Origin of the sequence: Agrococcus sp. ARC_14 (genome assembly GCF_022436485.1) — a bacterium.
Taxonomy (GTDB): domain Bacteria; phylum Actinomycetota; class Actinomycetes; order Actinomycetales; family Microbacteriaceae; genus Agrococcus.
The window spans coordinates 2,564,049-2,582,716 of sequence record NZ_JAKUDO010000001.1 but is presented as its reverse complement, the minus strand read 5'-3'; the positions used below and the strand labels follow the sequence as shown (position 1 = coordinate 2,582,716).

Below are 18,668 nucleotides of genomic sequence, written 5' to 3'. Positions count from 1 at the left end.
GGGCCGTCAGGCGGGCCGTCAGGCGGGCGCTCAGCGGGCCGTCACCCGCTGGGGGAGCGGCGGGCGTGCCTGGGCTCCGCCGAACAGCCGCGCCGTCGGTCCGTCGCCCGTCAGCAGCGCGTGCGGCGCGCCGACCTCCACGAGGCGACCGGCGTCCAGATGCCAGACGACGTCGGCGGATGCGACCATGTCGGCGTCGTGGGTGATCACGATCGTGGTGCCGGGTCGGCCGCGCACGACCCCGCGCAGCGTCTCGCGCGTCTGCGCGTCCAGGTGGGCATCGGCCTCGTCGAGCACCAGGATGCGGGGGTCTCCCAGCATCGCGCGGGCAAGGGCGACGCGGGTGCGCTGCCCGGCGGAGAGCCGCCTGCCCGACTCGCCGACATCCGAGTCCCAACCGTCTGCCAGCTCATCCGCCAGCGCATCCACGCCCGTGACGGCGGCGATGCGCGCCACCTCCTCGTCGCTCGCGCGCGGGATGCGGTAGCGCACGTTGCGCTCGAGGGTGCCGCGCATGAGCGGCAGGTCGGGCCCGACGACCCCGATGGCGCGCCGCACCGAGCGCAGCCGCACGCCGCGCAGGTCGGCGCCGTCGAGCACGACCGCACCGGACTCCGGGTCGACCAGCCGCGCCGCGATGGTGCCGAGCGTCGACTTGCCCGCGCCGTTGCCGCCCACGACCGCCACGGTCTGGCCGGCCTCGGCGCGGGCGGTGACGCCGCGCAGGCCCGGCTCGAGCGCGACGCCGCGCAGCTCGAGCACCCCGGGGCCGTCGGGCAGCTCTGGCTGCCCGGCGGGATCCGGCAGCGGCTCGAGCTGCAGGAAGCGGATCGCCGCCTGCCGGGCGACGCCGGCGCGCGCGTGATACTCGGCGACGCGACCGAGGTCGCGCAGGTGCGTGGCGAGGAAGCCGACGACCGTGATGGCGCCGACGATCGCGGCGGGCGAGGTGTCGCCCATCCGCACGTCGAGCGCGCCGGCGATGAGCACGGCGATCGTCGCGATGCCGCCGGTCGCCTCGGCGACGCCGCGCGCGGTGCCCGCGGCACGCGCCTGGCGGATCATGGCGCTCGCGACGAGTGCTCCCTTGCGGCCGATCCGCCGCCGCTCGCGCAGCTCCTGCCCGGAGGCCTGCAGCACGCCGACGTTCGTGAGGCGCTCCGCGACCTCTCCCGAGAGCCTCGCCTGCCGGTTCCTGGCCGACCGCGACGCATCCGCGAGGCTCATGCCGACGGCGATCGTGCAGATCGTGCCGGTGAGCAGTGCGACCGTGACGGCCGCCGTCAGCCGTGGCGCGATCGTCACGAGCACCGCCAGCACGAGCACGACGGCCACGCCGCTCACGACCAGCCGCGCCAGCCCCAGGCTCACCCACGAGCGCAGCGCCGAGAGGTCGCCCGCGAACCGCAGCAGCAGCGAGCCGCTCGCCTTGCGGCCCAGCACGCGTGCCGGCACGCGGGTGAGGTGGCGGAAGAGCCGGTCGCGCACCTGCTGCACGTAGTGCTGGCCCATCCGCTCCGCGACGCTGCGCTCGGCGGCGCGGCAGATCGCCGTGATCGCGACCGCCCCGCCCAGCAGCGCCACGACCCCGATCAGCCGGGCCGCATCCGGGTCGTCCGCCGGGTCTGGGCTCGCCCAGCTGGTGACGATCACCTCGAACGCGAGCTGCACGAGCATCGCGAGGCCGATCGCCCCCACCGCCTGCCCGACGCCGATGGCGACGAGCAGCACGAAGGAGCCGATCCTGCCGCGCTCGATCGGTCGCGGCAGCCCGCCGCGGCTCATCGGTCGCGCAGCTCGCGAGCGGTGACGAGCACGCCCTTGGCGTGGCCGGCATCGGCGAGCGTGTCGATGTCCCAGATGGGCGTCGACGTCTGTCCGGCGAGCTCGCGGATCGCGAGCGGCGATGCCGTCAGCACGCCGGAGACCGCCAGCGGTGCGTGGCCGCGCCGCTCGAGCCAGTCGATGCCCGCGACGCCGCACAGCGCATCCGTCGCCGCGAACAGCACGGCGTCGACGTGTTCGGCGAACGCCGGGTGCTCGACGAGCTCGCCCGTCTCGCGCTGGAAGACGCCGTCGGCGACCTCGACGACGATGGCGGTGCAGCCATCGGCCGTGAGCCGTGCGATGCCCCGGCGCAGGATCTCGGCGACCGCCGCGACCCCGATGCCGGCGGTGGTCGCCCAGCCGAAGTCGGTGAAGTCGTAGCCGACATGCGCGCCGTGGTCGCGGAACGACCAGACGTCACCGCCGGAGCCCGTGCCCGTCACCTTGATCGCACCGACGCGCTCGCCAGCGGTCGCGAGGCCCTGGACGAGCTTCGCGACGGTGGTGGTCTTGCCCGAGTTCATCGCGGCGCCGACCACGGCGACGACGGGCGGCCGAGGGAGCACCGCCGCCTCGCCGATCGCGCCGTCCGCCACGTTGAGCACGCGGCCGTCTGCGTCGGCGAGGAGGCCGATCGGGAGGAGCTCGGTGGCGTCCTCCATGCGTGCGTGCTGCGCGATGACACGGCCCGCGATGCCGCCGCCTGCCACGAGGCTCGTGGGGCCGAGGTCGTCGGGCACGACGGCCTCGAACTGGTCGGGGGCGTAGCGGTTGGAGAACGCGACGACGACTCGCTCGCCCTCGCGCATCGGCGCGCGGCGACCGGTGGGCAGCTCGATGCGTGCGTGCTGGCCGATCGTGCCGACCGTGGCGAGCACGAGGTCGCCGTTCGCGGGTGCGATGTCGGTGCGTGCCATGGCGGCGCGGTCGAGGTCGACGCGACGGGTGGAGTAGGCGCGCTTCACGCCCTGCATGGCGCCGGGCGCGAGTGCGACGGCGGTGCGGATGTCGGCAGTGGCCTGGTGCTGGCCGGTGGCGGTGGTCAAGGTCATGATCGGCTCTCCTCGCTGGTCGGTACGAGACCGAGTCCAACGGCTGCGGATGAGTCGGCGATGGGCGTCGGATGAGACGGCTCTCACCGGACGTCGGAGACCCGCGCGGCGAGGCTCCGATGGTCACGATCCGGTCACGGTGAGAACGCCCGTTTGACATTTCTCAGAGCGGCTCGCATGATGAAACCTGAAACCTGAACCAGTCGTCAGGTTCAAGACACCGTGAAGCCGCACGAGGGAGTGCTCGCCTTGCCGAGCAGCTCCCTTGCGGGCTCGCACAGCTCGAAAGGCAACTCCATGCGCAGGACAACGAAGTTCGCCGGGGTGGGCGTCGCCATCGCCGCGCTCGCGCTCACGGCGTGCGCGCCGACCACCGCTGGCCCCGCCGCTTCCGAGGGCGCCGACGGCACCGAGTCCGTGGCTGTCAGCGCCGCGATGATCACCTCCATCACCGGCCCGCTCGCCGCCTACGGCGCCAGCTACCAGCAGGGCTTCGAAGCGGGCCTCGACTACGCCACCGAGGGCACGGGCGAGATCGAGGGCATCGACCTCACCATCGAGTGGATCGACGACCAGGGCAACCCCGACACCGCCGTCACGCAGGCCAAGGACGTCATCGGCCAGGGCTTCCAGATCATCGGCGGCTCAGCGGCGTCCGGCGTCGCGCTCGCGGTCGCCGAGCAGGCGGCGCAGAACAACGTGCTGTTCCTCTCCGGCCCGGCAGCGGCGGACGCCATCACCGGCGTCAACGAGCAGACCTTCCGCTCGGGTCGCCAGACGTTGCAGGATGTCGCGACCGCCGCCACGTTCCTCGACAGCGTCGAGGGCTCGAACATCGTGGTCTTCGCGCAGGACAACGCCTTCGGCCAGGGCAACGTCGCCTCGGTCGAGGCCGTGCTCGGCGCCGAGGGCGCGACCGTCACGCCCATCCTCGTCGCCGAGGACGCCACGGAGTTCACGCCCTTCGCGCAGCAGATCTCGGCCGCCAGCCCCGACCTCGTCTTCGTGGCGTGGGCCGGCGCGACCACCGGCGCCATGTGGGAGGCGCTCGCGCAGCAGCAGGTGCTCGCGGACACCACCGTCGTCACCGGCCTCGCCGACCGCGCCTCGTACCAGGCCTACGGTCCCGGCTCCGCCGACATCCAGTTCCTCAACCACTACTTCCCGGGCGCCACCGACACCGAGGCCGCGCAGGCGATGGACGCCTACCTCGCGGAGCACGACCACGAGGCCGACCTGTTCACCGTCGACGGCTTCGTCGGCGCGCAGATGCTCGTCCAGGCCATCACCGAGGGCCGGGGCGACGTCGACGCGATGATCGGGGCGCTCGAGGGCTGGACCTTCGAGTCGGTCAAGGGCGAGCTCACCATCCGTGCCGAGGACCACGCGCTCATCCAGCCGATGTTCCAGGTGGCACTGGTGGATGACGGCGGCACCTGGGTGCCCGAGCTGGTCGAGGTCGTCGACGGCGAGTCGGTAGCTCCCGCGATCGCTGCCGAGTGATGCAGCGACCCGCGCTCGCGCTCAGCGCCGTAGGCCTCCAGATCGGAGGCGCGCGCATCCTGCACGACGTCTCCTTCGAGGTCGCGACCGGCGAGATGGTCGGGGTCATCGGCCCCAACGGCGCTGGCAAGACCACGCTGTTCAACATCATCTCCGGCGTCTCCGTCCCCACCAGCGGCACGGTGCTGCTGGCCGGGAACGACGTCACCGGTCGCAAGGTGCATCAGCGGGCGCGGGTCGGTCTCGGCCGCACGTTCCAGACCTCCAGCGTCTTCCCCGGGCTCACGGCCGGCGAGAACGTGCGCATGGCAGCGCAGTCGAAGCTCGGGGGAGCCACCAGCCCGTGGCGGTTCCCGCGGCCGGGTGACGAGGCGGCGGGCGTCGCGCTGCGGTGCCTCGAGGAGGTCGGCCTTGGCCATCACCTCGAGACGACGGCCGGCGTGCTCTCGCACGGCGACAAGCGCAAGCTCGAGATCGCCATGCTGCTCGCCACCGAGCCCGAGGTCGTGCTGCTCGACGAGCCCATGGCGGGCGTCGGCTCCGGCGATGTCGCGGGCCTCGTCGAGGTCATCCGCCGGCTCCACGCATCCGGCCGCACCGTGCTGATGGTCGAGCACCACATGGAGGTGCTGCTCGGCCTCGTCGACCGCGTCGCCGTCATGCACCACGGCGAGCTGCTCGCGATCGACTCGCCCAAGGCCGTCATGGCCGACCCCGCGGTGCAGCGGGCCTACCTCGGAGAGACCGTATGAGCGCCATCCTCGCTGTGCGCGGGCTCAGCGCGCGGATCGCCGGCCAGCAGGTCGTCGAGCACGCCTCGTTCGAGGTCGCCGACCACGGCGTCACCGCGCTGCTGGGCCGCAACGGCGTCGGCAAGTCGTCGACCATCAAGGCGCTGCTCGGCCTCTACGAGCGCACGGGCGAGGTGACGTTCGCCGGCACCCGCATCGACAAGCTCATGACGCATCGCATCGTGCAGCAGGGCATCGCCTACGTGCCGGAGGACCGCGAGGTCTTCGGGCAGCTCACGGTCGAGGAGAACCTGCGACTCGCCGAGCGCGGCGGTGCGCCCAACCGCTCGATCGTCGCCGAGCTCTTCCCCGAGCTCATCGAGCGCGCCAAGCAGCAGGCCGGCACGCTCTCCGGCGGTCAGCAGCAGATGGTCTCGCTCTCGCGCGCGCTCATGAACGACAACCGGCTGCTGCTCGTCGACGAGCCGACGAAGGGCCTCGCGCCCCTCATCGTCGGCACCGTCACGAAGGCGCTCGAGGCCGCGGCGGAGCGCACCCCCATGCTGCTCGTCGAGCAGAACCTGCAGGTCGTGCGCGACCTCGCGCACACCGTCATCGTGCTCTCCGGCGGCACCGTGGTGCACACGGGCCCCGCGGGCGAGTTCCTCGACTCCGAGCTGGTGCACCGGCACCTCGGCGTCTCGACCGAGGAGGAGGCCGCGTGAGCACCGTGCTGCTGCTGCTCATCACCGGTGTCGGCCTCGGCGCCCTCTACTTCCTGGTCGCGAGCGGCCTCTCGCTCATCTACGGCCTGATGGGCGTGCTGAACTTCGCCCACGGCTCGTTCCTCACCCTCGCAGGCTTCCTCGGCTGGGAGGTCGGCCGCCGCATCGGCGACGGCTCCTGGGCCGGCCTGCTGGTCGGGATGCTCGTCGGCCTCGTGGTCGGCGCCCTCGTGGCGGCCATCACCGAGCTGGTCTTCATCCGGCCGCTCTACAACCGCCACATCGAGCAGGTGCTCGTCACGGTCGGCCTGGGCCTCGCATCCGTCGCCCTCTTCGAGGGCATCTGGGGCACCGACCCGATCCAGATCCGGCTGCCGGAGTGGCTCGGCCAGACGACGGATGTGCTCGGCGCGCACATCCCGAACGACCGCTGGCTGCTGATCGGCACCGCCGTGGCCGTGCTGCTGCTCATCGTGCTCTTCCTGCAGAAGACGAGCTTCGGCCTCGTCATCCGCGCGGGCGTCGAGAACCGCACGATGGTGACGGCGCTCGGCATCGACGTGCGCCGCGCGTTCACGATCGTCTTCGCGATCGGCGGGGCGGCTGCGGGCCTCGGCGGCGTGCTCGCCTCGGTCTACTACGGGCAGGTGGCCGCGCACCAGGGCACGTCGCTGCTCATCTACGCCTTCATCGTCACCGTCATCGGCGGCCTCGGCTCCCTCACAGGCGCCGCCATCGCATCCGTGCTCGTCGCCGTCATCCAGCAGTTCGCGAACTTCTACCTCGGCGGCACGGGCGATCTCGCGATCGTGCTCGCGCTCGCTGCTGTGCTGCTGGTCAGACCGACCGGCCTCATGGGCAAGGTCAAGCACTAGGAGATGACGATGCGCACCTTCATGCAATCGATCTGGGGCAAGCTCGCCCTCGGCGTCGCCATCGTGGCGCTCGCCGCCATCCTGCCGCTGCTCGCCATCGACATCCCGGGCGTGCTCCCCGGCCCGACCTACACGCCCGGCACGCTGACGGTGCTCGCCTACGCGATGCTCATCTCGGCGCTCGCCCTCAGCTACCACCTGATCTTCGGCGTCGCCGGGCTGCTGTCGTTCGGCCATGCGATGTTCTTCGCAGCGGGCGCCTACGGCCTCGGCATCATCCTGCGGCTGCTGGCACCGAGCGGCATGCCGGAGGAGGCGGTCTTCCTCATCGCGATCGTGCTCACGCTCGTGCTGGCGCTCGTGCTCGGCAACCTCGTCGGCGCGCTCGCGCTGCGAGTGACCGGCATCTCGTTCGCGATGGTGACGCTCGCCGTGGCGCAGGCCATGAACGTGCTGATCCGCCGCAACGTGGGCGGGCTGACCGGCGGCGAGGAGGGCGTGCGGCTCGAGGTCGACATGGTGCCCGACTTCCTCGTCGGCGTCGTCAACACCCGCAACCTCTACTGGCTGGCGCTTGCGATCCTGGTGCTCGTCTACCTCGCGTGCGTGTGGGTGGAGCACTCGCGCCTCGGCCACGTGGTCGCGGCCTCGCGTGAGAACGAGCTGCGCGTGACCGTGCTGGGGCTGCGGCCCTACTTCGTGCGCCTGTTCCTGTTCGCGACCGCCGCCGTGCTCGCGGCCGTGGCCGGCATCGGCTTCATGCTGCTGCAGTCGGCCGCCACCCCGCGCATCTCCACGAGCGACTTCACGCTCACGCTGCTCGTGATCGTCGTGCTGGGCGGCGTCGGCTACCGCTGGGGCGCCATCGTCGGCGGCATCATCTACACGCTGCTCGACCAGCGGCTCTCGGCGCTCGCGTCTGCCGAGTGGATCCAGCAGCTGCCCGACGTCCTGCGCATCCCGCTGTCGGAGCCGCTGTTCATCCTCGGCATGCTCTTCGTGCTGGTCGTGATGTTCGCCCCGGGTGGCATCGTCGGCCTCTCGCACCGCATCGCGAGACCGCGCCGCGGCAAGCAGGCAGCCGAGGAGCCCGCCGTGCTGCAGGATCTGGAAGCCTAGGGCGATGGCAGAGGCAGCGCAGACGGCCGGCCCACTGACACTGGGCCGCTGGACGACCGACCGCGCAGCGACCGACCCGGCTCGGCCCGCGATCGTCGACCGCGGCGTCGTGGTCACCTACGGCGAGCTCGAGGCGCGCGCCACCGCGCTCGCGCACGCGCTCGGCGATGCAGGGCACGGGCGCGGCGCTCGCATCGCGACCGTCACGGGCTCCACCGCCGATCAGGTGGTGCTGCTGTTCGCCTGCGCGAAGGCCGGTGCCACGCTCGTGCCGCTCTCCTGGCGCCTCACCGCGGGCGAGCTCGCAGCGCAGCTGGCGATCGCCGACCCCTCGCTGCTGCTCGTCGAGGACGACCACCGGCCCGTCGCCGAGGCCGCGCTCGCCCGCATGGCCGAGGGCGGCATCCCCACCACCGCCCCGCAGCTGCCGATCACGGCGCTCGGTGCGGCCGGGGTCGAGAGCGCGGTGCCGAGAGCGACGCACCCGGTCGGGCACGGCGCCCCGCTCGACGACGACGGGCTGCTCATGCTGTTCACCTCCGGCACCACCAGCGCGCCGAAGGCCGTCGTGCTCACGCACGCCAACTGCGCGTGGGCCAACCTGTCGCTCTCGCGCGCGACGCCGCTGACGCCCGACGACGTCGTGCTGCAGGTGCTGCCGCAGCACCACGTGGCGGGCTGGAACGTGCAGCCGCTGCTGGCCTGGTGGGTCGGTGCCCGCGTGGTGCTCGAGCGCACCTTCGACGCCGGCCGCGCGCTCGCCCTCATCGAGCGCCACCGAGTGACCGCGACCATGGGCGTGCCGACCACCTATCGTGCCCTCATCCAGCATCCCGACTTCGCCGCCCGAGACCTGACGAGCATCCGCTCCGCCATCGTCGGCGGGGGCATGCTCGACCCGCGCGCGGCCGAGCAGCTCATGCGCCGCGGCATGCTCGTGCAGCAGGGCTACGGGCTCACGGAGGCCGCGCCCAACGTGACCATCTGCCACGACGACACCGATGCGGGCACGGTCGGCCGCGCCTACCCGCACGTCGATCTCGCACTGCTCGTCGACGGGCAGGTCGTGCACGGCCCCGGCACGGGCGAGCTGCTCGTGCGCGGCCCGGCGGTCTTCCAGGGCTACTTCCGCGATCCCGAGGCGACGGCGGCGGCACACCACGGCGCCTGGCTGCGCACCGGCGACCTCGTCTCGCGGGACGCGGCAGGCCGGGTGCGCATCGTCGACAGGATGAAGGACATCGTGCGCTCCGGCGGCGAGTCGATCGCGCCGATCGAGGTCGAGCTGGCGCTGCTGGAGCATCCGGCCGTGGACGACGCGGCTGTCGCAGGCGTGCCGAGCGAGCACTGGGGCGAGCAGCTCGTCGCATGGCTGGTGCTGGCAGAGCCGGTCGACGATGCCGCGCTGCGCGATCACCTCGACGGACGCATCGCCGACTTCAAGCATCCGAAGCGCTACCTGCGCATCGACGCGATCCCGCGCACCACGAGCGGCAAGCCGCTGCGTCGGGCACTGACCGCCGCCTATGCGGCAGAGGGGGCGGATGCATCGTGAACGAGCCGAGGACGAAGCGCGGCGAGCAGACCAAGGCCAAGCTGCTGGCCGCCGCAGAGGAGGTCTTCGCCGAGCAGGGCTATCAGGCGGCGTCGATCTCGCGCATCACCGAGCGCGCGAGCGTCGCGCAGGGCACCTTCTACCTCTACTTCGCCTCGAAGCTCGACCTGTTCGAGCAGCTCGTGGAGGATCTCAACCGGCGCGTGCGCAAGGCCATGAGCGACGGCGCGGCGCGCGGCAGCAACCGCGCCGAGGCAGAGGCCGAGGGCTTCCGGGAGTTCTTCGCCTTCACGGCCGAGCACCCCGCGCTCTACCGCGTGGTGCGCGAGGCGGAGTACGTCTCCCCGGGTGCCATGCGCAACCACTACGAGCGCATCGTCGAGGGCTACCGCGACGGCCTGACGCGCGCGAAGGCGAACGGCGAGGTCGGCGACATCGACCCGGAGGTCGCCGCCTGGGCGCTGATGGGCGTCGGCGAGATGATCGGCATGCGCTACGTGCTGTGGCCGACGGGGGACACCGGGCCCTACGGCACCGGCGCCACCCCGGTGCCCGACCACGTGTTCGACGAGATGGTCGCGTTCGTGCGGCGCGCGCTCGGCACGGCAGACACCCCGACGACGTCACCCACCGCATCCACTCGAACCACCGCATCCAAGGAGGACGCATGAGCACGCTCGCAGGCCGCAGGGCCGTCATCACCGGCGGGGCCGCCGGCATCGGTGCGGCGATCGCCCGCTCGTTCGCCGCGGAGGGCGCGGAGGTGGTGATCGCCGATCGCGACGGCGCGGCAGCCGAGGCGCTCGCGGCTGAGCTGGGCGGCGAGTCGTGGGAGGTCGACCTGCTCGACGTCGGCGCGCTCGAGTCGCTCGAGCTGCGCGCCGACATCCTCGTGAACAACGCCGGCATCCAGCGCGTCGCGCCGATCGCCGAGTACGAGCCCGAGATGTGGCGCAGGATCCACACGCTCATGCTCGAGTCGCCGTTCCTGCTGATCCGCGCGGCGCTGCCGGGCATGGTCGAGCGCGGCTTCGGGCGCGTCATCAACCTCTCGAGCGTGCACGGCCTCCGCGCATCCGCCTTCAAATCTGCCTACGTCGCCGCCAAGCACGGCCTCGAGGGGCTCTCGAAGGTGACGGCGCTCGAGGGCGCCCCGCATGGCGTCACCTCGAACTGCATCAACCCCGGCTACGTGCGGACGGCGCTCGTGGAGGCGCAGATCGCCGACCAGGCGGCCACCCACGGGATCCCCGAGGACGAGGTGCTCGAGAAGGTCATGCTCACCGAGGCGGCGATCAAGCGGCTGGTCGAGCCCGAGGAGGTCGCGTCGCTCGCGACCTGGCTCGCCGGCCCGCACGCGGGCATGGTGACCGGCAGCTCGTACGTGATGGATGGCGGATGGAGCGCCCGATGACCGAGGGGACGACGCACGTGACGACCGAGCACGGGGGAGCGCTGGCCGAGACTCGGCTGCGCGTGCCGGTGGACGGCGGCGAGCTCGTCGCGACGGTGTGGAACGCGGATGCGGCGGGGATCCCGGTCGTCGCGATCCACGGCATCACGGCCAACCACCGCTCGTTCTCGCCGCTGGTCGCGCGCCTCGACGTGCCCGTGCTCGCGGTCGACCTGCGCGGCCGCGGCGGCTCGCGCGCGCTGCCCGGCCCCTACGGGCTCGAGCAGCATGCCGAGGATCTCGCCGCCGCCATCCGGGCCGCCGGCTTCGGGCGGGCGCGCATCGTCGGGCACTCGATGGGCGGCTTCGTCGGCGTGCGGCTCGCGCACGCGCATCCGGAGCTCGTGGCCTCGCTCGTGCTGGTCGACGGCGGCGTGCCGCTGCGGCCGGTGCCGGAGAGCAGCGGACTGACGCCGGCGGATGTGCTGGGCCCGGCCATCGAGCGGCTCGGGATGACCTTCCCCTCCCACGCCGCCTACCGCGACTACTGGCGCGCGCATCCGGCGTTCGGGCCCTACTGGAGCGCCGCGATCGAGGAGTACGTCGACTACGACCTGGTCAGCGTCGACGGCGCGCTCCGCCCCTCCGCCATCCCCGACGCGGTGCTCACCAACCTCGTCGAGCTCGACGGCCGCGCCGGCTACCTGGAGGCGCTTGCCTCGCTCACGGTGCCGATGGCGCTGCTGCGCAGCCCCCGCGGCCTGTTCGACGAGACCCCCGGCCTCTACGATGACGAGTGGCTCGCGACGTGGACGTCGCGCCTGCCTGCGCTCGCCGTGACCGACGTCGAGCACACGAACCACTACACGATCCTCATGGGTCAGGGGGTGGGAGCGGTCGCCGAGGCGGTCGCCCTGCTCGCCCCCGCCGAAGAGAAGGAGGCACGCTGATGCCGATCGACAAGACCGTAGCGAGCGCAGCCGAGGCGGTCGCAGACATCGGTGATGGCGCGACGCTCGCAGTGGGGGGCTTCGGCCTCTCCGGCAACCCGATGGCGCTCATCCAGGCGCTCGAGGCGCGCGGCGTGACGGGCCTCAAGGTGGTGTCGAACAACTGCGGCGTCGACGACTGGGGCCTCGGGCTGCTGCTGCGCAACGGGCAGATCGACAAGATGACCTCCTCCTACGTGGGCGAGAACAAGGAGTTCGAGCGCCGCTACCTCACGGGCGAGCTCGAGCTCGAGCTCACGCCGCAGGGCACGCTCGCCGAGAAGCTGCGCGCGGGCGGTTCGGGCATCGGCGCCTTCTACACGCGCACGGGCGTCGGCACGCAGGTGGCCGAGGGCGGGCTGCCGCAGCGCTACAACGCAGACGGCTCGGTGGCCAAGGCCTCCGAGCCCAAGCCCACGGCCACGTTCGATGTCAACGGCGAGCCGCTGGAGTTCGTGCTCGAGGAGGCCATCACCACCGACTTCTCGCTCGTGCACGCGCTGCGCGGCGACCGCCACGGCAACCTGGTCTTCAACAAGGCCGCCCGGCAGTTCTCGCCGCCCGCGGCGATGGCGGGCCGCATCTGCATCGCGCAGGTGGAGGAGCTCGTCGAGCCCGGCGAGATCGACCCGGATGCGGTGCACCTGCCGGGCGTGTTCGTGCACCGAGTCATCGAGGTCGGCAGCGACATCGAGAAGCGCATCGAGCGCCGCACGGTGACCGAAGCAGCAGGCGCAGAGGAGAACTGACATGGCACTGACCCGCAACGAGATGGCCGCGCGAGCCGCGCAGGAGCTCGAGGACGGCATGTACGTCAACCTCGGCATCGGCCTGCCCACGCTGGTGCCCAACTACGTGCCCGACGACGTGACCGTCGTGCTCCAGAGCGAGAACGGCATCCTCGGTGTCGGGCCGTATCCCACTGAGGAGAACGTCGACCCCGACCTCATCAACGCCGGCAAGGAGACCGTCACGACGCTGCCTGGCACGTCGTTCTTCGACTCCGCCACGTCGTTCGCGATGATCCGCGGCGGCAAGATCGACGCCGCCATCCTGGGCGCGATGCAGGTCTCGGTCGCCGGCGACATCGCCAACTGGATGATCCCCGGCAAGATGGTCAAGGGGCCAGGCGGCGCGATGGATCTCGTGCACGGCGCCGCCCGGGTGATCGTGCTCATGGAGCACGTCGCGAAGGACGGCTCGGCGAAGATCCTGAACGAGTGCTCGCTGCCGCTCACCGGCAAGGCCGTCGTCGACCGCATCGTCACCGACCTGGCCGTGCTCGACGTGACGCCGGAGGGCCTGCGGCTCGTCGAGCTGGCGCCGGGCGTCACGCTCGAGGAGGTCCGCGAGAAGACCGAGCCGGAGATCCTGGCGTGACCCGGCTCCTGGCATGACGACGCTGCTGGACGGCATCGAGCAGTCCTTCGTCGAGACCGAGCGCCTCCGGGCATCCGTGCTGCGCCACACGCCCGCAGAGGGCGGCGACGCAGCGCCCGTCGTGCTCATCCACGGCAACGTCTCCTCCTCGCTGTTCTGGCAGCCGCTCATGCTGGCGCTGCCGCGGCCGACGATCGCGATCGACCTGCGCGGATTCGGTGACAGCGAGACCCTGCCCGTCGACGCCACCCGCGGCATGCGCGACTTCTCGGACGACGTCGCGTCGGTCATGGATGCCCTGGGCGTCTCGGGCGCGCACGTGGCCGGCTGGTCGATGGGCGGCGGCGTCGTCATGCAGCTGCTGCTCGACCGGCCAGAGCTGGTGCGCTCGCTGACGCTGCAGGCGCCGCTGCCGCCGCAGGGCTTCGGCACCCGGCTCGACGGCTCGCTCTGCACGCCGGATGCGGCGGGCACGGGCGGCGGGGGAGCGAACGCCGACTTCGTGGCGCGGCTCGCGGCTGGCGACACCTCCGCCGACGAGCCGACGAGCCCGCGCAGCGTCTACCGCTCGAGCTATGTGGCGCCGGGCTTCGCCGACGAGCACGAGGATCTGTGGGTCGAGTCGATGCTGTCGACGAAGACCGGAGTCGGCAACTACCCGGGGGACGGCGTGGCTTCGGATTCGTGGCCTGGCTTCGCGGCCGGTGACCACGGCATCCTCAATGCCATGTCGGCGAAGCACCTCGACCTGACGGGCATCGTCGACGTGGCCTCGAAGCCCGCGATCCTGTGGATCCGCGGCGCGCACGATGCGATCGTGGGCGACGAGTCGTTCTTCGACTTCCACACGCTCGGCAAGCACGGCGTCGTGCCCGGCTGGCCCGGCGAGGAGGCCGCGCCGCCGCAGCAGATGGTGGCGCAGACGCGCGCGGTGCTCGAGGCGTATGCCGCTGCCGGCGGCGCCTACGAGGAGGTCGTCTTCGAGAACGCCGGCCACTCGCCGCACCTCGAGGACCCCACCCGCTTCGCCACCCTCCTCGAGGCGCACGCCGCGGCGGCAGACCCCACGCAGGTCGAGTAGGCCGCGCAGCGGCCGTATCGAGACCCAACCCCCGCTGGTCGAGTAGCCGACGCAGTCGGCGTATCGAGACGGGTTGGTTGTCGTCTCGATACGGCCTGCGGCCTACTCGACGACCGGCTGCTCTCGCTGGTCGAGTAGCCGACGCAGTCGGCGTATCGAGAGCGGTTGGTTGTCGTCTCGATACGACCTGCGGCCTACTCGACGACCGGCGGGGGTGGGAGCTCGACGACCGGCTGCTCTCGCTGGTCGAGTAGCCGACGCAGTCGGCGTATCGAGACCGGTCGGTTGTCGTCTCGATGCGACCTGCGGCCTACTCGACGACCGGCGGAGGTGGCGGCTCGACGACCGGCTGCTCTCGCCGGTCGAGTAGCCGACTCAGTCGGCGTATCGAGACCGGTTGGTTGTCGTCTCGATGCGACCTGCGGCCTACTCGACGACCGGCGGAGGTGGCGGCTCGACGACCGGTGCATCGGAGCCCTCGGCCGCGCGCCGCCGCGCTCGGTGCCCCGCCCAATCCCGCTTCTTCCCCGCGGCAGCGATCGCCGCGAAGTCGCCTCGGATGAGCGCCTCTCGCTTCGCGCGACTCCACCCTTGGATCTGCTTCTCAAGCGCGAACGCCGCCGCGACAGAGTCGTCGTGGTGCGCGAAGACGAGCTCGACCGGGAGCCGGCGCTTCGTGTAGACAGCGCCGGCGCCGGACTGGTGCTGATCGAGTCGTCGCTCGATGTCGCGTGTGCTGCCGACGTAGAAGGAGCCGTCGGCGCAGCGGAGCATGTAGACCCAGGGCATGGCGGCATCATGCTGTGGTTCGCGGGTGGCCGTGGAGGATTCGACGGAAGTTGTGGAGAGGGCGATCGTCGTCTCGATACGGCCCTGCGGGCCTACTCGACGACCGTAGAGGAGGCACTACTCGACGAGCGTGGGCTGAAGTCCGACAGAGGTACGCGCACGCGCTCGTCGTCTGACGGACGACGGCGCCCCCGCATACGGGTGGATGCGGGGGCGGCGTCTTGGTGCGGGGAGTGCCTACTCGGCGCTTGCCGTCAGCCCGTCGACGTACTCCTGGTTCTCAGAGATCCAGGTCTGCACGATCTCGGGGTAGTCGCTGGCCTCAGCGTCGCTGTTGAACATCGCGTTCTCGAGCGAGAAGAGCAGCTCGGAGTCCATCGTGAACGCCGACAGCCACTCCTTCAGCTGCGGGAAGTCCTCCTCGAAGCCGGTGCGGGCGATCGAGTGGATGCCCTCAGCCTCGCCGAGCGTGCCTTCCGGGTCCTCGAGGTCGCGGATGGCGAACTCGTCGTATGCCCAGTGGGGACGCCACAGCGTGACGGCGATGTTCTCGCCCGACTCGATCGCGCCGCTCAGCTCTGCGAGCATCGCGGGGGTCGAGGAGGTCTGGAACTCCATGCCCTCCAGGCCGTAGGTCGGGATGACCTGGTCCTGCGTGGCGGCGGTGAGGCCCGCGCCGGGCTCGATGCCGACGATGCGGTTGCCGAAGGCGTCCGCGTTGGCGGCGAGCTCCTCGATCGAGGTGATCGGAGCATCCTCGTTGACCGCCATCGTGAGCACGGCCTCGTCGTTCCAGGAGCCCAGGTCGACGACGTCCTCGCCGTACTGGTCGAGGTACTCGGCGTGGGTCATCGGCAGCCAGGCGTCGAGGTTGACGTCGTAGTCGCCGCTCGCGACCGCAGCCCAGACCGGGCCGGCGTCGGCGTACTCGAGCTCGACGTCATAGCCCTGCTCCTCGAGGATGGCCTCCCAGAGGTAGGAGACGGCCTCGCCCTCGGGCCAGCCGTTGAAGACGCCGATCGTGAGGTCGGTCTGGTCGCCGCTCGCGGCGCCATCTCCTCCGTCGCCGCCGGCTGCTGAGCAGCCAGCCAGGGCGAGGGTGCCGACGGCTGCGATGGCAGCGCCGCGAATGAATCGCTTGTTCATGCTGTGTCCTCTCTCGTTTCGTATCGTGTGGCTCATGAGCGGCCGCTGGTGGCGGTCGCTTCGGTCTCTGCTTCGGCTTCGGGAACGCCTGTCGGCGAGACCGACGGCATCCCCGTGCCGGTGATCTGACGCGCGCCCCAGGCACGCGCGCGGTACTTCGCGATCGGGCTGTGATCCTGCAGGCTGCCCAGCGCGCTCGTCATGCGGTCGAGCACGATCGCGAGGATCACGACCGACAGGCCAGCTTCGGCGCCCAGGCCGATGTCGATGCGCTGCAGCGCCTGCACGATCGGCTGGCCGAGGCCGCCGGCGCCGACCATCGCCGCGATGACGACCATCGACAGCGAGAGCATGATGATCTGGTTGACGCCGGTCATGATGGTCGGCAGCGCGAGCGGCAGCTGGATCTGCCGCAGGATGCGCCGCGGCGAGGCGCCGAATGCGGTGCCAGCCTCGACGATCTCGCGGTTCACACCGCGGATGCCGAGCTCGGTCAGGCGCACGCCCGGTGCCATCGCGAACGCGATCGTGGCGATGATGCCGGGCACGACGCCGATGTTGAACAGCACGATCGCGGGGATCAGGTAGACGAAGGCAGGCATCGTCTGGAGGAAGTCGAGCACCGGTCGCACGATGGCGGAGACGGTGTCGTTGCGGGCCGTCCAGATGCCGAGCGGGATCGCGATGAGCAGCGCGAGCACCGCCGCGACGAGCGTCAGTGCGAGCGTCGCCATGGCGTTCTCCCACTGGTTGACCAGCACGATCACGAACAGGCCGACGACGGTGCCGATGCCCATCTTCCATCCCCGCACCGCGAACGCGAGCAGCGCGAGCACGAGGATGATCAGCAGCGCGGGCGGCTCGACGAGCACCCATTCGATCGCGTCGTACATCCCGGAGACGATCGTCTTGATGACGTCGAAGAGCAACGCCAGGTTGTCGGTGATCCAGTCGACGCCGGCCTCGATCCATCGGCCGAGCGGCAGGCGAAGATCATCGAGCATCGGACACCTCCTGGGTGGCGTCGAGGGTCTGGGTCACGATCGAGGCGTCGACCGCCGGCGGCAGGTCGACGACGTTGAGCTCGCTCGTGTCGGTGGAGACGTTGCCGAGCGCGGCCAGCAGCAGCACTCGGGGGATGACGCCCAGCAGGCGGTCGTCGTCGCCGATGACGGCGATCGGGAGCCCGCTGTTCACGGCGATCTCCGGCAGGTCGGCGAGGCTGGTGTCGGGGGTCACGCGCGGCACCTCGGCATCGACGAGGGCCGCGAGATCGCGCTTGCCCTGCTGCACGGCGCGCAGCACCTCGCGGTCGGTGACGGCTCCGAGCACCTTCCTGCCGGGGCCGACCACGAGCAGCGTCGAAGTCTGCAGGTCGCGCATGATCTTGAGCGCCCCGCGGGGGCCGACGGTGAGGGGCACGGATGCCGCAGGCGGCTCCATGACGCTCGATGCGGTGAGCACGCGGGTGCGGTCGACGTCCTGCACGAACTGGGCAACGTAGTCGTTCGCCGGGTCGGTGAGGATGTCCTCGGGCGTGCCGATCTGCACGATGCGGCCGTCGCGCATGACGGCGATGCGATCGCCGAGGAACATGGCCTCGTTGAGGTCGTGCGTGATGAAGACGATGGTCTTGCCGAGCTCGGCCTGCAGCTCGACGAGCTGCTCCTGCATCTCGCGGCGGATGAGCGGGTCGAGCGCGCTGAACGCCTCGTCCATGAGCAGCACCGGCGTGTCGGCGCACAGCGCACGGGCGATGCCGACGCGCTGCTGCATGCCGCCGGAGAGCTCGCCCGGGTAGCGCTGCTCCCAGCCGTCGAGGCCCACGCGCCGCACGATGGCGAGCGCGAGCTCGAGGCGGCGTGCGCGGTCGACGCCCTGGATCTCGAGGCCGTAGGCGACGTTCTCGAGCACGGTGCGGTGGGGCAGCAGCGCGAAGTGCTGGAACACCATCGACACCTGCGAGCGGCGCACGGCACGCAGTCGCTTCGGGTCGAGGCCGGTGACCTGCTCGTCGCCGATGGTGACGGATCCGGCAGTCGCCTCGAGCAGGCCGTTCAGCATGCGGATGAGGGTCGACTTGCCGGAGCCCGAGAGGCCCATCACGACGAAGATCTCGCCGCGCTGCACCTCGAAGGATGCGTCGATCACTGCAGCGGTGCCGAGCTTGGCCACCTCATCGCGGGTGGCGCCTGCGGTCAGCCGTTCGGCGGCCTCTCTCGCTCGTCGGCCGAACACCTTGGTGAGGTGCTCGACGCGCACGGCGACGGGCTCGACGACGGGGTCGTCTCCGGTCGCGCGGGGTTCGCTCACGTTCGCTCCTGTCGCCCCGTGTCGGGGGTCTCAGTCGTGGACGGGTGCAGCCGCGCATGCGGTGTTCGTCTGCCGTTCTCGCACGAGTCCCCTCGTTCGCGAAGCGGCACCATACGCTCGCCGGCATCATGCGGCGGCGGGCGCGTCCTGTGGAATCAGTCGACCGGGTCAGTCGACGGCTCTCCCTAGG

At 71.4% G+C, this 18,668-nt stretch carries 18 protein-coding genes; 12 read left to right on the top strand and 6 right to left on the bottom strand.

Features of this window, described 5'->3' with window-relative positions; all coding sequences use genetic code 11:
• Positions 1–30: 30 nt before the first annotated feature.
• Together MKD51_RS12705 and MKD51_RS12700 are read right to left on the bottom strand one after the other, a co-directional pair.
• A complete protein-coding gene (locus tag MKD51_RS12705) occupies positions 31–1,785 on the bottom strand; it encodes an ABC transporter ATP-binding protein (protein WP_240240666.1) in 1,755 nt (584 codons plus the stop codon).
• Positions 1,782–2,879 carry a DUF1611 domain-containing protein gene (locus MKD51_RS12700; protein ID WP_240240665.1) on the bottom strand — a complete coding sequence of 366 codons (1,098 nt, stop codon included), beginning with the start codon at positions 2,877–2,879 and terminating at the stop codon, positions 1,782–1,784. The genes MKD51_RS12705 and MKD51_RS12700 overlap by 4 nt, the downstream gene beginning before the upstream one ends.
• Positions 2,880–3,176: 297 nt before the next feature.
• Here MKD51_RS12700 and MKD51_RS12695 point away from each other — a divergent pair, with 297 nt between their 5' ends.
• From MKD51_RS12695 to MKD51_RS12640, 12 genes are read left to right on the top strand one after another with little or no spacing between them, the layout of a single operon-like run.
• Positions 3,177–4,382, top strand: coding sequence for a substrate-binding domain-containing protein (locus MKD51_RS12695; RefSeq protein WP_240240664.1), 1,206 nt, complete (start codon positions 3,177–3,179; stop codon positions 4,380–4,382).
• On the top strand, positions 4,382–5,134 hold the full coding sequence (locus tag MKD51_RS12690) for an ABC transporter ATP-binding protein (RefSeq protein WP_240240663.1): 753 nt from the start codon (positions 4,382–4,384) through the stop codon (positions 5,132–5,134). The genes MKD51_RS12695 and MKD51_RS12690 overlap by 1 nt, the downstream gene beginning before the upstream one ends.
• Entirely contained in the window at positions 5,131–5,838 is a 708-nt protein-coding gene (locus MKD51_RS12685) for an ATP-binding cassette domain-containing protein (protein ID WP_240240662.1), read from the top strand. Before MKD51_RS12690 ends, MKD51_RS12685 begins: the two co-directional genes overlap by 4 nt.
• Complete coding sequence (locus MKD51_RS12680; RefSeq protein ID WP_240240661.1) at positions 5,835–6,713, top strand: branched-chain amino acid ABC transporter permease; 879 nt, start codon at positions 5,835–5,837, stop codon at positions 6,711–6,713. The genes MKD51_RS12685 and MKD51_RS12680 overlap by 4 nt, the downstream gene beginning before the upstream one ends.
• Before the next feature lie 9 nt (positions 6,714–6,722).
• Positions 6,723–7,832 carry a branched-chain amino acid ABC transporter permease gene (locus tag MKD51_RS12675; RefSeq protein ID WP_240240660.1) on the top strand — a complete coding sequence of 370 codons (1,110 nt, stop codon included), beginning with the start codon at positions 6,723–6,725 and terminating at the stop codon, positions 7,830–7,832.
• Positions 7,833–7,836: 4 nt separating this feature from the next.
• Positions 7,837–9,387: an AMP-binding protein gene (locus MKD51_RS12670; protein WP_240240659.1), complete on the top strand. Its 1,551-nt coding sequence runs from the start codon at positions 7,837–7,839 to the stop codon at positions 9,385–9,387.
• Entirely contained in the window at positions 9,384–10,058 is a 675-nt protein-coding gene (locus tag MKD51_RS12665) for a TetR/AcrR family transcriptional regulator (RefSeq protein WP_240240658.1), read from the top strand. The genes MKD51_RS12670 and MKD51_RS12665 overlap by 4 nt, the downstream gene beginning before the upstream one ends.
• A complete protein-coding gene (locus tag MKD51_RS12660) occupies positions 10,055–10,801 on the top strand; it encodes a 3-hydroxybutyrate dehydrogenase (protein WP_240240657.1) in 747 nt (248 codons plus the stop codon). Before MKD51_RS12665 ends, MKD51_RS12660 begins: the two co-directional genes overlap by 4 nt.
• Positions 10,798–11,730, top strand: a complete 933-nt coding sequence (locus tag MKD51_RS12655; protein WP_240240656.1) for an alpha/beta fold hydrolase — start codon at positions 10,798–10,800, stop codon at positions 11,728–11,730. The genes MKD51_RS12660 and MKD51_RS12655 overlap by 4 nt, the downstream gene beginning before the upstream one ends.
• Positions 11,730–12,518, top strand: a complete 789-nt coding sequence (locus MKD51_RS12650; RefSeq protein ID WP_240240655.1) for a CoA transferase subunit A — start codon at positions 11,730–11,732, stop codon at positions 12,516–12,518. Before MKD51_RS12655 ends, MKD51_RS12650 begins: the two co-directional genes overlap by 1 nt.
• A 1-nt stretch (position 12,519) precedes the next feature.
• Positions 12,520–13,149, top strand: coding sequence for a CoA transferase subunit B (locus MKD51_RS12645; protein WP_240240654.1), 630 nt, complete (start codon positions 12,520–12,522; stop codon positions 13,147–13,149).
• A gap of 13 nt (positions 13,150–13,162) precedes the next feature.
• Positions 13,163–14,230, top strand: a complete 1,068-nt coding sequence (locus MKD51_RS12640) for an alpha/beta hydrolase (RefSeq protein ID WP_240240653.1) — start codon at positions 13,163–13,165, stop codon at positions 14,228–14,230.
• Positions 14,231–14,656: 426 nt separating this feature from the next.
• Here the strand turns inward: MKD51_RS12640 and MKD51_RS12635 are convergent, their stop codons facing one another.
• The 4 genes from MKD51_RS12635 to MKD51_RS12620 all read right to left on the bottom strand — a co-directional run bounded on the left by MKD51_RS12635 (position 14,657) and on the right by MKD51_RS12620 (position 18,478).
• Complete coding sequence (locus MKD51_RS12635; protein WP_240240652.1) at positions 14,657–15,019, bottom strand: GIY-YIG nuclease family protein; 363 nt, start codon at positions 15,017–15,019, stop codon at positions 14,657–14,659.
• A gap of 237 nt (positions 15,020–15,256) precedes the next feature.
• Positions 15,257–16,165, bottom strand: a complete 909-nt coding sequence (locus MKD51_RS12630; protein WP_240240651.1) for a glycine betaine ABC transporter substrate-binding protein — start codon at positions 16,163–16,165, stop codon at positions 15,257–15,259.
• Between the two features lie 32 nt (positions 16,166–16,197).
• Positions 16,198–17,169, bottom strand: coding sequence for a proline/glycine betaine ABC transporter permease (locus MKD51_RS12625; RefSeq protein WP_240240650.1), 972 nt, complete (start codon positions 17,167–17,169; stop codon positions 16,198–16,200).
• A complete protein-coding gene (locus MKD51_RS12620) occupies positions 17,159–18,478 on the bottom strand; it encodes a glycine betaine/L-proline ABC transporter ATP-binding protein (protein ID WP_240240649.1) in 1,320 nt (439 codons plus the stop codon). The genes MKD51_RS12625 and MKD51_RS12620 overlap by 11 nt, the downstream gene beginning before the upstream one ends.
• Positions 18,479–18,668 lie beyond the last annotated feature (190 nt).

Coding starts and splice junctions, on each gene's coding strand:
- MKD51_RS12705 (WP_240240666.1), bottom strand. CDS start 1,785: ATGAGCCGCGGCGGGCTGCCGCGACCGATCGAGCGCGGCAGGATCGGC.
- MKD51_RS12700 (WP_240240665.1), bottom strand. CDS start 2,879: ATGACCTTGACCACCGCCACCGGCCAGCACCAGGCCACTGCCGACATC.
- MKD51_RS12695 (WP_240240664.1), top strand. CDS start 3,177: ATGCGCAGGACAACGAAGTTCGCCGGGGTGGGCGTCGCCATCGCCGCG.
- MKD51_RS12690 (WP_240240663.1), top strand. CDS start 4,382: ATGCAGCGACCCGCGCTCGCGCTCAGCGCCGTAGGCCTCCAGATCGGA.
- MKD51_RS12685 (WP_240240662.1), top strand. CDS start 5,131: ATGAGCGCCATCCTCGCTGTGCGCGGGCTCAGCGCGCGGATCGCCGGC.
- MKD51_RS12675 (WP_240240660.1), top strand. CDS start 6,723: ATGCGCACCTTCATGCAATCGATCTGGGGCAAGCTCGCCCTCGGCGTC.
- MKD51_RS12670 (WP_240240659.1), top strand. CDS start 7,837: ATGGCAGAGGCAGCGCAGACGGCCGGCCCACTGACACTGGGCCGCTGG.
- MKD51_RS12660 (WP_240240657.1), top strand. CDS start 10,055: ATGAGCACGCTCGCAGGCCGCAGGGCCGTCATCACCGGCGGGGCCGCC.
- MKD51_RS12655 (WP_240240656.1), top strand. CDS start 10,798: ATGACCGAGGGGACGACGCACGTGACGACCGAGCACGGGGGAGCGCTG.
- MKD51_RS12650 (WP_240240655.1), top strand. CDS start 11,730: ATGCCGATCGACAAGACCGTAGCGAGCGCAGCCGAGGCGGTCGCAGAC.
- MKD51_RS12645 (WP_240240654.1), top strand. CDS start 12,520: ATGGCACTGACCCGCAACGAGATGGCCGCGCGAGCCGCGCAGGAGCTC.
- MKD51_RS12640 (WP_240240653.1), top strand. CDS start 13,163: ATGACGACGCTGCTGGACGGCATCGAGCAGTCCTTCGTCGAGACCGAG.
- MKD51_RS12635 (WP_240240652.1), bottom strand. CDS start 15,019: ATGCCCTGGGTCTACATGCTCCGCTGCGCCGACGGCTCCTTCTACGTC.
- MKD51_RS12630 (WP_240240651.1), bottom strand. CDS start 16,165: ATGAACAAGCGATTCATTCGCGGCGCTGCCATCGCAGCCGTCGGCACC.
- MKD51_RS12625 (WP_240240650.1), bottom strand. CDS start 17,169: ATGCTCGATGATCTTCGCCTGCCGCTCGGCCGATGGATCGAGGCCGGC.